At 72.5% G+C, this 13,991-nt stretch carries 12 protein-coding genes and 1 pseudogene; 12 read left to right on the top strand and 1 reads right to left on the bottom strand.

Annotation, left to right across the window (positions count from 1 at the left end):
- The first annotated feature begins 119 nt into the window (after nucleotides 1–119).
- The 8 genes from mreC to NFU81_RS11965 all read left to right on the top strand — a co-directional run bounded on the left by mreC (nucleotide 120) and on the right by NFU81_RS11965 (nucleotide 10,163).
- On the top strand, nucleotides 120–1,112 hold the full coding sequence (mreC, locus tag NFU81_RS12000; protein ID WP_251488618.1) for a rod shape-determining protein MreC: 993 nt from the start codon (nucleotides 120–122) through the stop codon (nucleotides 1,110–1,112).
- 3 nt (nucleotides 1,113–1,115) lie between these two features.
- Nucleotides 1,116–1,766 (top strand): rod shape-determining protein MreD, encoded by a 651-nt coding sequence (gene mreD, locus NFU81_RS11995; protein ID WP_251488616.1) that lies wholly within the window; start codon nucleotides 1,116–1,118, stop codon nucleotides 1,764–1,766.
- A complete protein-coding gene (mrdA, locus tag NFU81_RS11990; protein ID WP_251488614.1) occupies nucleotides 1,763–4,009 on the top strand; it encodes a penicillin-binding protein 2 in 2,247 nt (748 codons plus the stop codon). Before mreD ends, mrdA begins: the two co-directional genes overlap by 4 nt.
- The gene (rodA, locus tag NFU81_RS11985) at nucleotides 4,006–5,205 is read left to right on the top strand and encodes a rod shape-determining protein RodA (RefSeq protein WP_251488612.1); all 1,200 of its coding nucleotides are present in this window, start codon (nucleotides 4,006–4,008) and stop codon (nucleotides 5,203–5,205) included. The genes mrdA and rodA overlap by 4 nt, the downstream gene beginning before the upstream one ends.
- Before the next feature lie 334 nt (nucleotides 5,206–5,539).
- Entirely contained in the window at nucleotides 5,540–7,060 is a 1,521-nt protein-coding gene (locus NFU81_RS11980; RefSeq protein WP_251488610.1) for a CYTH and CHAD domain-containing protein, read from the top strand.
- 71 nt (nucleotides 7,061–7,131) lie between these two features.
- Nucleotides 7,132–9,054, top strand: a complete 1,923-nt coding sequence (locus NFU81_RS11975; RefSeq protein ID WP_251488608.1) for a TIGR03960 family B12-binding radical SAM protein — start codon at nucleotides 7,132–7,134, stop codon at nucleotides 9,052–9,054.
- A gap of 36 nt (nucleotides 9,055–9,090) precedes the next feature.
- Nucleotides 9,091–9,645 carry a GNAT family N-acetyltransferase gene (locus NFU81_RS11970; RefSeq protein WP_251488604.1) on the top strand — a complete coding sequence of 185 codons (555 nt, stop codon included), beginning with the start codon at nucleotides 9,091–9,093 and terminating at the stop codon, nucleotides 9,643–9,645.
- A gap of 98 nt (nucleotides 9,646–9,743) precedes the next feature.
- On the top strand, nucleotides 9,744–10,163 hold the full coding sequence (locus NFU81_RS11965) for a hypothetical protein (RefSeq protein ID WP_251488602.1): 420 nt from the start codon (nucleotides 9,744–9,746) through the stop codon (nucleotides 10,161–10,163).
- A 34-nt stretch (nucleotides 10,164–10,197) separates the two neighbouring features.
- Here NFU81_RS11965 and NFU81_RS11960 read toward each other — a convergent pair whose 3' ends face one another.
- Nucleotides 10,198–10,710: a carboxymuconolactone decarboxylase family protein gene (locus NFU81_RS11960; protein ID WP_251488598.1), complete on the bottom strand. Its 513-nt coding sequence runs from the start codon at nucleotides 10,708–10,710 to the stop codon at nucleotides 10,198–10,200.
- Nucleotides 10,711–10,794: 84 nt separating this feature from the next.
- Between NFU81_RS11960 and NFU81_RS11955 the strand changes: the two genes are divergently transcribed.
- From NFU81_RS11955 to NFU81_RS11940, 4 genes and pseudogenes are all read left to right on the top strand, one after another.
- A complete protein-coding gene (locus NFU81_RS11955; protein ID WP_251488595.1) occupies nucleotides 10,795–11,421 on the top strand; it encodes a TetR/AcrR family transcriptional regulator in 627 nt (208 codons plus the stop codon).
- A 110-nt stretch (nucleotides 11,422–11,531) separates the two neighbouring features.
- Complete coding sequence (locus tag NFU81_RS11950; RefSeq protein ID WP_251488593.1) at nucleotides 11,532–12,488, top strand: hypothetical protein; 957 nt, start codon at nucleotides 11,532–11,534, stop codon at nucleotides 12,486–12,488.
- A 124-nt stretch (nucleotides 12,489–12,612) separates the two neighbouring features.
- Nucleotides 12,613–13,389: a TIGR03936 family radical SAM-associated protein gene (locus NFU81_RS11945; protein ID WP_251488591.1), complete on the top strand. Its 777-nt coding sequence runs from the start codon at nucleotides 12,613–12,615 to the stop codon at nucleotides 13,387–13,389.
- 215 nt (nucleotides 13,390–13,604) lie between these two features.
- Nucleotides 13,605–13,991: pseudogene (locus tag NFU81_RS11940) on the top strand (hypothetical protein); the annotation flags it as partial.

Here is a 13,991-nt window from a genome sequence, read left to right as displayed (position 1 = left end):
CCCGCAGACGACCTCGGCGAGCCGGATCACCCGCGTCATGCGAACCACAGCACAGTAGCTCCGACCGGCCGCGGCCCCACCGGCGGCGGGTCCGATGAGGAAGGCACGGACTGGCGCCCGTGAGGGACACAAAGGAGAGCCGGCTGCTGCTGGTGCTGCTGGTGGTGGTCGCGTTCGCGCTGATCACCATGGACATCAGGGGCGGTGAGAACTCACCGCTCGACCGGCCGCGGCAGGCCGCACAATCCGTGTTCGGGCCGGTCGAGAACGCCGTGTCCGGTGTCGTCGACCCGGTGGGCAACGCGGTGGACGCGGTGCGCGACTCGGGCGGCCGCAGCAGCACCATCAGCCGGCTGGAACGCGAGAACGCCGCGCTCAAGCAGCAGCTCGGCAGCAAGGACATCACCCGCAACCGGGCGCAGGAACTCGACAAGCTGCTCAAGACCGCGGGTGCAGGGCAGTACGCCATCAAGGGCGCGCAGGTCATCGCCATAGGAGCGGCCCAGGGCTTCTCCTGGACGGTCACCATCGACGCCGGCAGCCACGACGGCATCACCCGCGACATGACCGTCATAAACGGCGACGGCCTGGTCGGTCGGGTCACCACCGTCGGCCCTTCCACGGCGACCGTGCTGCTCGCCAACGACCCGGACTTCACGGTCGGCACCCGGCTGGAGAACTCCATGGAGCTCGGCTTCGCCACCGGCCAGGGCGACCGCCCGATGCGGGTCCAGCTGCTCAACGGCAAGGCCGCCGCACACAAGGGCGACCGGCTGGTCACCTTCGGCTCCGAAGCGGGCAAGCCCTTCGTGCCGGGAGTGCCGGTCGGCAAGATCGTCGGTGTCGACCCGTCGGGCGGCAACCTGACCAAGACGCTGCTGGTGCAGCCCTTCGTCGGCTTCACCCGGCTGGACGTCGTCGGTGTCGTCGTCGTCGGACCGCGCACCGACCCGCGGGACAGCGTGCTGCCCCCGAAGCCGACCCCGTCGCCCAAGCCCAAGCCGAAGGCCCCTGCCTCGCCGACGGCCCCGGCGTCGCCCGGCAGCACCCCGACCGGCGGCACCATGCCCCCGGCGACCGGCACCAACACGCCCACCAGCAGCAGGGGCTGACCCATGCGCCTGAACCGGATTCTGCTTCCCACCGTCCTGGTGGTCTTCGCCATGGTCGCCCAGGTCAGCGTGCTGGCCCGGCTCCACCTGCCGGGCGCGGTGCCCGACCTGCTGCTGCTGACCGTGCTGGGTCTCGCCATCAGCTACGGCCACGTCGCCGGCTGCCTGATCGGCTTCTTCGCCGGCCTGCTCGCCGACCTGGCACCACCCGCCGACCACGCGGTCGGCCGCTACGCGCTGGTGCTCTGCGTCATCGGCTACGTGGCCGGCCTGTTCAAGCCGGACAGCGGCCGGCTGCGTACCGCGGCAGGGCCGATGCTCGTCGTCATCGGCGCCGCGATCGGCACCACCGTGCTCTACGCGGGCGTCGGCAGCCTGGTCGGCGACACCGCAGGCGCCCACGTGGGCCTGGCCAAGCTGGTCTTCACCGCCACGGTCTACGACCTGCTGCTCGCGCCCTTCGTGGTGCCGCTGGTCATGGCGTTGGCCCGGCGCTTCGACCACGACCCGCTCTCCGAGGACGCCGCGGGCGGCTACGGCGGCGGGGGGCGCAGCCGGATGCGCACCGGTATCGCCCCGCAGCGCGCCGGGCTGTTCGGCCGCGGCGGCAGGATGGTCAGGATCAACTCGATGGCCAGGGGAGCGCGGCGATGAGCGGCAACATCCCCGAGACCGGCCGGAACACCCGCATCACCATCCGCCTGGTCATCCTGCAGATCCTCGTGGTGTCGCTGCTGCTGACCCTCGGCGGGCGGCTGTGGTTCCTGCAGATCCGCAACGGCCAGCAGTACGACCAGAAGGCCGCGAACAACCACATCCAGCAGGTCGTCACCTCCGCGGTCCGCGGGCAGATCCTCGACGACCGCGGTGTGCCGCTGGCCGACAACGAGACCAAGCTGGTCGTCTCGGCCAGCCGCACCGACCTGCTCAAGCAGGCCGACGACGGCACCGCCGTCCTCACCCGGCTGGCCGGTGTGCTGGGCATGAAGCCCGAGGAAGTGACCGACAAGGTCCGGCTCTGCGACGCCGAGACGCCCAAGCCGTGCTGGAACGGGTCGCCCTACCAGCCCATCCCGATCACCGACTCGGCCACCACCCAGCAGGCGCTGCAGATCATGGAGCGCCGCGAGGACTTCCCCGGCGTCACCGCGGAGCCCACCGCGGTCCGCCGCTACGCCGCCCCCTTCAAGTCGAACGCCGCCCAGGTGCTCGGCTACCTCGGCCCGGTCACCGACGACGAGGTCAGCGCCTCGGAGAAGACCGACACCCCGCTGCTGCGCTCCGACCAGATCGGCCGCTCCGGCCTGGAGAGCGTCTACGACAAGCAGATGCGCGGCACCGCCGGCGTCACCCGCTACGAGGTCGACAACCTCGGCCGGGTCATCGGCAAGGCGGGCGACACCCCCGCCAGGCCCGGCAGCAACCTGGTCACCAGCATCGACGCCCGGGTCCAGGCGGTCACCGAGAAGGAACTCAACGACGCGATGGTGGCCGCGCGCAAGACGTTCGACACCGTCTCGCACGAGAACTACAAGGCCGACTCCGGCGCCGCCGTCGTGATGGACAACCGCACCGGGCAGATCATCGCCATGGCGAGCCTGCCCACCTACGACCCCAACGAGTGGGTCGGCGGCATCTCCTCGAAGGCGTACAACCAGCTGATCGACAAGAAGTCCGATTACCCGCTGCTGAACCGGGCCATCCAGGGCCAGTCCGCACCGGGCTCGACCTTCAAGGTGGTCTCCACCAGCGCCGCCATCAACGCCGGCTACACCGCGGACGGCAACTACCCGTGCACCTCGTCGATGACCGTCGGCGGCACGACATTCAAGAACTTCGAGAACGAGAGCTTCGGGGACATCTCGCTGGGCCGCGCCCTGGAGGTCTCCTGCGACACCGTCTTCTACGGCATCGCCTACCAGGAGTGGCTGAAGGACGGCGGCCTGAACGCCAAGCACCCCAAGGACTGGTTCTTCAAGACCGCCCACCAGTTCGGCCTGGGCGCCAAGACCGGTGTCGACCTGCCCGGCGAGGTCACCGGCCGGGTGCCCGACCGCAAGTGGGCCTCGGACTACAACGACATGATGCAGGGCTACTGGTGCCGCACCGCGGCGGCCCACAAGAACGACCCGAAGAAGAGCTTCGATGTCCAGAACTCCATCGAGAAGTGCGCCGACCACAACGTGATCCGCGCCGGTGACTCCATCAACTACTCCATCGGCCAGGGCGACACGCTCGTCACCCCGGTGCAGATGGCCCGGGCCTACGCGGCACTGGCCAACGGCGGCACCCTGTACCAGCCGACGATCGGCAAGGCCGTGGTCAGCGCCGACGGCAAGACCGTCGCGCCGATCAAGCCGAAGGTCACCGGCAAGCTGCCCGACACCAAGACCACCCTGAAGTACATCGACAAGGCGCTGGCCGGCGTGGTCACCGAGGGCACCGCCGACTGGAAGTTCGGCGGCTGGCCGCAGGACAAGATCCCGCTGCACGCCAAGACCGGTACGGCGGAGGTCTCCGGCAAGCAGACCACGTCCTGGTTCGACACCTACACCAAGGACTACACGATCGTCATGACGATCTCCCAGGGCGGCACCGGCTCCGGCGCCTCCGGCGAGGCCGTCCGGCGGATCTACGAGGCGATGTACGGCATCAAGAAGGACACCGCGACGATCGACCCCAAGAAGGGGATCATGCCGAAGCCGGTCACCGGGCTGCCGAAGATCTCCGCCGACGGTGTCGCCACCGCGGCGTCCTACACGGTCCCGTCCGCCGACGACCTGGTCGTGCCCACCCCCACCGGACCGCACACCGCCGACGGCACCGCCCAGGTGCTCGCCGCACTCGCGCCCGGCCGCCCGGAGAAGCTGCTGCTGGGCAGGCGGTACTGGTCATGAGCGCCTCCGGCTACACCACGATCCGCCGCTACACCCCGGAGAAGTCGGCCCTCGGCAAGATCTTCGCCCGGGACTCGATAGTGCGCCGGATGGACTGGCTGCTGCTCTTCGCGGCCCTGCTGCTGTGCGGCATCGGCACCCTGCTGGTGTACTCGGCGACCCGCCACCGCACCGGCCTCACCCACGGCGACCAGTACTACTTCCTGCTGCGGCACCTGATGAACGCCGGCATCGGCGCCGGCCTCGGCATCGGCGCGGTCGTGATCGGCCACCGCAGGATGCGGGACGTGGTGCCCTTCTACTACGCCCTCGCCATCCTCGGCATCCTCGCGGTGCTCAGCCCGCTCGGCTCCACCGTCAACGGCGCGCACTCCTGGATCGTCATCGGCGGCGGCTTCTCGCTCCAGCCCTCGGAGTTCGTGAAGGTCGCGATCATCCTCGGCATGGCGGTGGTGCTGTCCGCCCGGGTCGACGCGGGCGACCGCGAACACCCCGACCACCGCACCGTCCTGCAGTCCCTTGGCCTGGCCGCGCTGCCCATCGCGATCATCATGATGATGCCGGACCTCGGCTCGGTGATGGTGCTCGGCGCGATCATCCTCGGCGTGCTGCTCGCCTCCGGCGCGTCCAACCGCTGGGTCTTCGGGCTGATCGCCTCCGGCATCCTCGGCGCCCTGCTGGTCTGGCAGCTCGGCATCCTCGACAAGTACCAGATCGACCGCTTCGCGGCCTTCGCCAACCCCGCGCTCGACCCCTCAGGGGTCGGCTACAACACCAGCCAGGCGCGGATCGCGATCGGCTCGGGCGGCCTGCTCGGCAAAGGCCTCTTCCACGGCAGCCAGACCACCGGGCAGTTCGTGCCCGAGCAGCAGACGGACTTCGTCTTCTCGGTGGCCGGCGAGGAACTGGGCTTCGTCGGTGCGGCGTTCATCATCCTGCTGATCGGCGTGATCCTCTGGCGCGGCTGCGCCATCGCCCGCGGGGCGACCGACCTCTACGGCACGATCGTCGCCGCCGGCATCGTGGCGTGGTTCGCCTTCCAGGCCTTCGAGAACATCGGCATGACGCTGGGCATCATGCCGGTCGCGGGCATCCCCCTACCCTTCGTCTCCTACGGAGGGTCATCCATGTTCGCCAACTGCGTGGCCATAGGCCTCCTCCAGTCCGTGAAGATGCAGCGCCCGATGTCGGCGTAGCCGGTGCCCTTGCTGCCGGGGATGCCCTTCCGCGGCCCGCGGCGGCCCGGGCGGCCCCCCTTGCCCAGAGGGATGCCCTTCCGCGGGGCGCGGCGGGTGCGGGGTGCCCCTTGTGTAGAGGGTGCCCATCAGGGGCGCGGGGAACTGCGCGACCAGCCCCCACCGGGCGGTGGTCCGGCACGGGACCGAACAGCCCCTTTCCGACGGAGACGACCCGCGCCCCGGTGGGGGCTGAGCGCGCAGGTCCCCGCGCCCCGCAAAACGCTCGCCCTCCACGCAGAGGGCAAGGTGTCAGGGGCTCGGCTCAGCGGCAGCGGCGAGGTACCGTCGCCGTATGGGCGCCCGAGTGCGGGAGACGGAGCGGAAGTACGAGGCCGGTGACGGCACCGGCACCGTACGGGCGGATCTCGCCGGGCTGACCGCAGGGTCGAGAGCGCTGGACGCCGTCCAATTGGAGGCGGTGTACTACGACACCGCCGGCCTGGCCCTGGCCGCGCACAAGGTGACGCTGCGCCGCCGCACCGGCGGGGACGACGCCGGCTGGCACCTGAAGCTGCCCGCCGCGGCGGCGGACACCCGCACCGAGGTGCAGGTCCCGCTGACCCCCGCCGCGGACGGCCCCCCGAAGGAGCTGCGCGACGAGGCCGCGGCCCTGGCCCGCGGCCGCGAACTGCACCCGGTGGCGCGGCTGCGCACCTCCCGCCGCCGCGTCCACCTGCTGGACCCCCAGGGCGCGATCCTCGCCGAAGTGGCCTACGACCGGGTGCAGGCCCAGGTCCTCCCGGCCGGCCGGGAGTCGCGGTGGACCGAGGTCGAGGTGGAGCTGGGCGCGGCGGCACGAGGGGACGCGGCGCTGCTCGACGCGGTCGAGGAGCGGCTCACCGCGGCCGGCCTGCACCGCTCGGCCTCCCCGTCGAAGCTGGCCAGGGCGCTGGGCGGGCTGCTGGTCGCCCCGCCGGCCGGGCCGCCCGCGGTGCCGGGCAGCGCGGGGCAGACCGCCGTCGGCTACCTGCACGCCCAGCTCACCGCGATCCTGGCGCTCGACCCGGCCGTCCGCAGGGACGAGGAGGACGCCGTCCACCAGATGCGGGTCGCGACCCGCCGGGCACGCAGCGCCCTCAAGAGCTTCCGCAAGGAACTGGACCGGGCGGTCACCGACCCGCTGGGCGCCGAGCTGAAATGGCTCGCCGCGGTCCTCGGCACCGAGCGCGACCGCGAGGTGCTCGCGGAGCGGCTGTCGGTCCGGCTCGGCGAGCTGGACGGCGCCCTGGCCACCGACGCCGTGCGGGAACGGCTGCACGCGCTGGCGGCGGAGACGTCGTCCGCCTCGCACACCGCCCTGCTGGAAACCCTGGACGGCACCCGCTACTTCGCCCTGCTCGACGCACTCGAAGCGCTGATCGCCGCCCCGCCGTACCGCAAGCCCGCCCGCCGGCACGCGGCGGAGGCCGCCGCCGCGACCGTACGGCGGGACCTGGCGCGGCTGCGGCGCGCCGTCGAGGCGGCGCTCGCGCTGGAGCCCGGCCAGGACAAGGACGTCGCACTGCACGAGGCCCGCAAGGCGGCCAAGCGCGCCCGCTACTCCGGCGAGGCCGTGCAGCCCGTGCTGGGGGCGCCCGCGAAGGCGCACACCGGCCGCATGAAGGCGCTGCAGCAGCTGCTCGGCGAGCACCAGGACAGCGTGCTGTGCAGGACCGCGCTGGACGGCGCCGCGGCCGGCGCGCGTGCCGCGGGCGAGGACCCGGCACCGTACGACGCGCTGCTGGACGCCGAGCGGGCACGGGCAGCGGACGTCGAGGCGGAGCTGCCGGGGGCCTGGGCGCGGGCGGACCGGGAGGGCTGGGCGTCCGGGTAGTCTTGAGGGTCACCCACCCCTTGGGCCGCCGCCCGGGGGCGCCCACCGCCCAGCTGATGAAAGTCGCCGAGATGCCTGTCGAGTCGGTCTTCCCGCGCTTGGAAGCACTCCTCCCGCACGTCCAGAAGCCGATCCAGTACGTGGGCGGGGAGCTGAACTCCACCGTCAAGGAGTGGGACTCCGCCGACGTGCGGTGGGCGCTGATGTACCCGGACGCGTACGAGGTGGGGCTGCCCAACCAGGGCGTCATGATCCTCTACGAGGTGCTCAACGAGCGCGAGGGCGTGCTCGCCGAGCGGACGTACAGCGTGTGGCCCGACCTGGAAGCGCTGATGCGCGAGCACGGTGTGCCGCAGTTCACCGTGGACGCGCACCGCCCGGTCCGCGCCTTCGACGTCTTCGGCCTCAGCTTCTCCACCGAGCTGGGCTACACCAACATGCTGACCGCGCTCGACCTGGCCGGTATCCCGCTGCTCGCGGCCGACCGCACCCTGGACGACCCGATCGTGCTGGCCGGCGGCCACGCCGCCTTCAACCCCGAGCCGATCGCCGACTTCGTCGACGCGGCCGTGATCGGCGACGGCGAGCAGGCCGTCCTGGAGATGACCGAGGTCATCCGCGCCTGGAAGGCGGAGGGGCGCCCCGGCGGCCGCGACGAGGTGCTGCTGCGCCTCGCGAAGACCGGCGGCGTGTACGTCCCGCGCTTCTACGACGTCGAGTACCTCGCCGACGGCCGGATCTCCCGGGTCGTGCCCAACCGCAGCGGTGTGCCGTGGCGGGTGTCCAAGCACACCGTGATGGACCTCGACGAGTGGCCGTACCCCAAGAAGCCGCTGGTGCCGCTGGCGGAGACCGTGCACGAGCGGATGTCGGTGGAGATCTTCCGCGGCTGCACCCGCGGCTGCCGCTTCTGCCAGGCCGGCATGATCACCCGCCCGGTGCGGGAGCGGTCCATCACCGGCATCGGCGAGATGGTCGACGCGGGCCTGAAGGCCACCGGCTTCGAGGAGGTCGGCCTGCTGTCGCTGTCGTCCGCCGACCACAGCGAGATCGCCGACATCGCCAAGGGCCTCGCCGACCGCTATGAGGACGACAAGATCGGCCTGTCGCTGCCGTCCACCCGGGTCGACGCCTTCAACATCGACCTGGCTAACGAGCTGACCCGCAACGGCCGCCGCTCGGGCCTGACCTTCGCCCCCGAGGGCGGCTCCGAGCGCATCCGCAAGGTCATCAACAAGATGGTCTCGGAAGAGGACCTGATCCGTACCGTCGCCACCGCCTACGGCAACGGCTGGCGCCAGGTGAAGCTGTACTTCATGTGCGGGCTGCCCACCGAGACCGACGAGGACGTCCTGCAGATCGCGGAGATGGCGAAGAAGGTCATCGCCAAGGGCCGCGAGGTCACCGGGCAGAACGACATCCGCTGCACCGTCTCCATCGGCGGTTTCGTCCCCAAGCCGCACACTCCCTTCCAGTGGGCGCCGCAGCTCGGCGTGGAGGAGACCGACGCGCGGCTGGAGAAGCTCCGCGACGCGATCCGCGGCGACCGCAAGTACGGCCGCAACATCGGCTTCCGCTACCACGACGGCAAGCCCGGCATCATCGAGGGCCTGCTCTCCCGCGGCGACCGCCGGGTCGGCGCCGTCATCCGCGCGGTCTACGAGGACGGCGGCCGCTTCGACGGCTGGCGCGAGCACTTCAGCTACGACCGCTGGCTGCGCGCCTGCAACGCCACGCTGCCCGCCGAGGGCCTCGACCTCGCCTGGTACACCACCCGCGAGCGCACCGCTGAGGAGGTCCTGCCCTGGGACCACCTCGACTCGGGCCTGGACAAGGACTGGCTGTGGGAGGACTGGCAGGACGCCCTGGACGAGACCGAGGTCGAGGACTGCCGCTGGACCCCCTGCTTCGACTGCGGCGTCTGCCCTCAACTCGGATTGGACATCCAGATCGGCCCGACCGGCCGGAAGCTGCTGCCGCTGACGGTCGTCTGAGGCCCGGCCCGGCGCGCGTGCGGTAGGTTCCCCGGCATGACCGAGCCGGGACCTTCCGCCGCCTGGCCGCCCGCCCCGATCAGGACCGCGCGGCTGGTGCTGCGCGAGTCCGAGGCGCGGGACCGTGCGGCGTGCATCGAGCTGTCCGCCTCGCAGGAGGTGGGCACCTACGTCGGTGGCGCCCGCCCGCGCGACGAGCTGGAGCGCACGGTGCCCGAGGTGCCGGGGCGGCGCCCCGGCTTCTTCGTGGCCGAGCTCGACGGGGCGATGATCGGCTTCATCCAGCTGCTCGACCGGCGTGACGCGGAGCGTCCCGGGCACGTCCGTACGGAGGGCGGGGAGGCGGAACTCGGCTACATGTTCCTGCCTCACGCGTGGGGCTACGGGTATGCCGCCGAGGCGTGTGCGGCGGCGCTCGGCTGGTTCGCGGGCGCGTTTCCCGGCGAGCCGGTGGTGCTCACCACCCAGGCCGCCAACGGCCGCTCGATGCGCCTCGCGGCGAAGCTGGGGTTCACCGAGGTGGAGCGGTTCGAGGAGTACGGTGCCGAGCAGTGGTTCGGCGTGTGGTCCCCGGTCCCGCCGACCTCCTGAGCCGGCGCGGGGGCACGTCCGGCGGCGGCCGGGTGGCGGGTCCTGGCGGGGCGGGCATCCTGGGGGAGGGGCGCCACGCGAGCTGTGAGGAGTCGGTCATGAAGCTGCGGCAAGCCCCGCCTCGGGCGGCCACCGGTGCGTTCGTCCTGCACACGGGGCTGCAGAAGTGGAAGGGCGACGACGCCACCGCGGAGATGCTGCACGGGATGGCCTGCGGGACGTATCCGGTGTTCAAGAAGCTAACCCCGCAGCAGTTCCAGCGCCTGCTGGCGTGCGGGGAGATCGCCACCGGGACGCTGCTGCTGACACCGTTCGTGCCGGGTGTGGTGGCCGGTGCGGCGCTGACCGGGTTCGCCTCGGCCCTGCTGGGCCTGTACGCGCGCACCCCGGGGATGCGGCAGCCCGGCAGTGTGTGGCCCACGCAGGAGGGCATCGCGCTGGCCAAGGACTCCTGGATGCTCGGTGTCGGCCTCGGCCTGCTCGCCGACGCCGTCGCCGAGTACCGCGGCCAGGAGTGATCCTGGTCGTGGCCCTGCGCGCGGCCGCGGGGTGCTAGGCGACCGCGGTGTCCTGGGTGTCCGCCGCGGTGGGGAGCAGCCGCTCGGCGGCCCGCAGGCCGTGCCATGCCGCGGTCGCGCCGAACTGGCCGGAGAAGCGGATCGCGGCCCGCACGTCGGCGGGCGACGCGCCGATCGCCAGTGCCCTGGAGACATGGACGGCGAAGACGCCGTCGAGCACGCCGTGCAGCACGTCCGCGGTCAGCGCGCCGAAGACCCGCTCACGCACCGTCAACTGTGCTGTGGCGGCGTACAGGTGGCGCTGCAGGTCGGCGTAGTCGCCCTGGAAGATGAGCAGTTCGCGCAGCGCGTCGCCGGACACGCCGTGGGTGAGCCCCATCGTGCCCTGCGACTCGAAGGGCATGCCCAGCGTCTGCCGGCAGATGTCGGCGACGACGCACAGCGTGACCTTCTCGCGGTCGGTCAACTCCGGGAACTCGTCCCAACCCTGGTGGTACGTGAGGGTGTCCACCGGTGTCTCGACGGGCATGTCCCTGCTGTGGTCCACGGGTGCCTCCTCGGTGTCGCTCTGACCGAACGGCCGTAGGGCTACGACTGTAGCCCTACGGGTTGTGCCCATACAATCGCAATCATGGATGCGACCACTCCACCCCGGAGCGGGACCCGGAGCCGCAACAACCCGCGTGGCCAGGGCGAGCGGCTGCGGGCCGACATCATCGCCACGGCCACCGAGATGCTGGACGTGCTCGCGGACGACCAGGCGCTGTCGATGCGGGCCGTGGCCCGCGAGATCGGCATCGCCGCGACATCCGTCTACCTGCACTTCGCCGATCGCGACGCTTTGGTTCTCGCCACCCTCGAACGCTGCCACAGCGACATCATGCGGGCCATGGAGGCCGCGGACGCGTCCGCGGCCGACCCCGCCGAGGCGCTCCGCGCGAGGATGCTGCTGCTGGGGACGTGGGCGCAGGAGCACACCGGGCTGTACAAGGTGCTCCACGAGAGCACCCTCAACCAGCGGGTCGAGATGCGCTTCAGGCGGGACTTCAAGGAGAGTTGGGTGGCCGCGGTCGAGCGCTGCGTCGCCGCGGGCCTCGCGCCGCGGCGCGATCCGAGGGAGACCGCCCAGGACCTCATGGCGGCGGTGCACGGCAGCGTGTCGATGCGGATCAACCGCTGCGCCACGCCGTGGCCGCCCTTCGCCGAACAGCTGGACCGCTTCCTCACCGGCCTCGTCGGCCTCCGCCCCCGCGGGTGACCGCCCGTCAGGGGCACGGGGAGCCGCCACACCGGCGCGGCCGCCGGGCCGCCGCAACATGGCACCCCCTCGGGGTCCCCTGCCGGCCAGGGGTCCGTTAGGTTCTGGCCATGAGTCTTCAGGGGGAGGGCCGGCGCCCCGCGCCGGAAGGAGCAGGCGGCGACGGCTGCCTGACCGCTGCGATAAGGATCCCCGTACGCGTCGTCGCGTTCGTCGTCGTCCTGCCGCTGCGGCTGCTGTGGGACCTGCTGGCCGCCGTCGGACGCGCGGGCAGGACCGCGTTCCTGTGGGTGTGGCGGAACGTGCTGGCGCCGCCGCTGGCGTTCCTGTGGCGCTACCTGGTCGTGTGGCCGCTCACCCTCCTCTACCGCTACGTCCTCGTACCGCTCGGCACCGCGGTGGCGTTCCTGTGGCGCTACCTCGTGGTGTGGCCGGTGGTCGCCCTCTGGCGTTACGTGCTCGCGCCGATCGGCAGGGTGCTGATCCTGCCGGTGGCCCGGGCGATCGGCGCCGCGGTGGGCTTCCTCGTGCACTACCTGCTGGTGGTGCCGCTGGGCTTCCTGTGGCGGTGGGTCGTCGTGCCGATCGCCCGGGGGATCGGGTCGGCGCTGGCCTACGCATGGCGGGCGACGGCGTACGTGTCGCGGGCGATCGGACGGGCGCTGGCCTGGATCGGCCGGGTGCTGGTCGTCATCCCGGTGGCGTGGGTCTGGAGCCGGACCCTCGGCCCGGTGCTGCGCTGGCTCGTGCGGGCGGTCCTGCGGCCGGTCGCGGAAGCCGTCGCCGAGGTGCGGCGCACCGTACGCCGCGCGCTGCTCGGTGCGCCCGCGCACCGCCCGCCGCCCGTGGCTCCGCACCGCAGGACACCGCAGCCTCCGCCCGCCCCGGCGTCCACTGCCGCGCCGCAACCGGCGCCCGCGCCGGCTCCCGAGCAGCAGCGGTACGAGCGCCCCGCCCCGCCACCCGCCCCCGCGCAGGCTCCCGTGCAGCGGCGGCCCGACCCCCGCAAGGACTTCGGCCGCGGCGACGGCGGCAGCGACGGGCGCACACCGCCGTCCCACCGCTGAGGGCGGCGGCGGTGCCCTGTGGCGCGGCGTAACCTTGGACGGGACGACGTACCCCCGATTCGCACGTAGGGACTGAACGACACTGGGCAAGCGACAGCCCGAAGGCCCGCCGCCCGCACCCGCGGTGCAGCGCATCCGTCTCCGCTACACCAAGCGGGGCCGCCTCCGGTTCACCAGCCACCGTGACTTCCAGCGCGCCTTCGAGCGGGCTCTGCGCCGCGCCGAGGTGCCCATGGCGTACTCGGCGGGATTCACCCCGCACCCCAAGGTGTCCTACGCCAACGCCGCACCCACCGGCGTCGGCAGCGAGGCGGAGTACCTGGAGATCGGGCTGGCCCAGTTCCGCGACCCGGAGATGCTGCGGGCGCTGCTGGACGAGTCGCTGCCGGCCGGACTCGATGTCATCGAGGCGGTCGAGGCCCGCACCTCGGGCCTGGCGGACCGCCTCGAAGCGTCGGTCTGGCAGCTCAGGCTCGACGGCGTCGAGCCGGCCGTGGCCAGGCAGGCGGTCGCGGCGTTCCTTGCCGCGGACACCGTGGAAGTACAGCGCAGCACCAAGAACGGCATCCGCACCTTCGACTGCCGGGCCGCCGTCACGCGGTTCGAGGTCGTGGAGGGCGACGGGGCCGCCGGCGACCTCGCCGACACGACGCGCGAGGGTGCCGATAGGCCGCAGGACCAGGCTTGTGCGATACTGCGGCTGGTTGTGCGACACCTGACACCTGCCGTACGACCCGACGACGTACTGTCCGGCCTCCATGCGACGGCCGACCTCGCGCCGCCGGTCCCCGCAGCGGTGACCAGGCTGGCGCAGGGGCCGCTCGACGAGGACACCGGGACGGTCACCGACCCGCTCGCGCCAGATCGCGACGCAGTGGCGGTGCCCGCCGGTTCCGCGTAGCCACGTCGTCACGCGTCGCCGACGCACCAGGGAGCCACCCGGGTCCGGCGCCGCTGACCACATGAGACTTTCGTCGGCCCCCACAGGGGCGGCCGATGAGCGACACAGCAGCTCCCGTGCGGCGCCCGCGCCCCGGAGGGCGGCCCCGCGACCAAGCGGCCTGCCCCCTCCGACCTGGACGCGGCGCCCGGGAGCCCGACGGGAGCAATGCCCGAATGCCCGACCAGACCGATTCCCAGCCGACCGCAGGCGACGACACCCCGGCGCAGGCCGCTCCGGCCCGCCGCCGCCGCGCCGCCTCCCGCCCCGCCGGCCCCCCGGCCGGCTCCACCGCGGACGGCGACTCCGTCGCCGGCGACGCGCCCGAGGCCGCGCCGGCCAAGCGCCGTACGCGCAAGACCGCGGCCGCCGAGGCCGCACCCACCGACTCGGCGGGCCAGACCGGCGACGCCGCCGCAGCCTCCGAGGACGCCGCTCCGGCCCGTCCGCGCCGCCGTGCGACCCGCAAGACGGCTGCCGCGCCCGAGGCTGCGGCAGCCGGCACCGAAGAATCCCCCGCGACAGAGGCTGCGGCGCCTGCCCGTCGTCGTGCGACGCGTAAG

Source organism: Actinacidiphila cocklensis, from assembly GCF_907177275.1.
In the GTDB taxonomy this organism is placed as follows: domain Bacteria; phylum Actinomycetota; class Actinomycetes; order Streptomycetales; family Streptomycetaceae; genus Actinacidiphila; species Actinacidiphila cocklensis.
Note: the sequence above shows the minus strand (reverse complement) of the source record. Positions and strands in the feature narration are given on the sequence as shown.

Excerpts from the sequence above, each read along its gene's own strand:
- mreD (WP_251488616.1), top strand. The coding sequence starts at position 1,116 with ATGCGCCTGAACCGGATTCTGCTTCCCACCGTCCTGGTGGTCTTCGCC.
- mrdA (WP_251488614.1), top strand. The coding sequence starts at position 1,763 with ATGAGCGGCAACATCCCCGAGACCGGCCGGAACACCCGCATCACCATC.
- rodA (WP_251488612.1), top strand. The coding sequence starts at position 4,006 with ATGAGCGCCTCCGGCTACACCACGATCCGCCGCTACACCCCGGAGAAG.
- NFU81_RS11980 (WP_251488610.1), top strand. The coding sequence starts at position 5,540 with ATGGGCGCCCGAGTGCGGGAGACGGAGCGGAAGTACGAGGCCGGTGAC.
- NFU81_RS11975 (WP_251488608.1), top strand. The coding sequence starts at position 7,132 with ATGCCTGTCGAGTCGGTCTTCCCGCGCTTGGAAGCACTCCTCCCGCAC.
- NFU81_RS11970 (WP_251488604.1), top strand. The coding sequence starts at position 9,091 with ATGACCGAGCCGGGACCTTCCGCCGCCTGGCCGCCCGCCCCGATCAGG.
- NFU81_RS11965 (WP_251488602.1), top strand. The coding sequence starts at position 9,744 with ATGAAGCTGCGGCAAGCCCCGCCTCGGGCGGCCACCGGTGCGTTCGTC.
- NFU81_RS11955 (WP_251488595.1), top strand. The coding sequence starts at position 10,795 with ATGGATGCGACCACTCCACCCCGGAGCGGGACCCGGAGCCGCAACAAC.
- NFU81_RS11950 (WP_251488593.1), top strand. The coding sequence starts at position 11,532 with ATGAGTCTTCAGGGGGAGGGCCGGCGCCCCGCGCCGGAAGGAGCAGGC.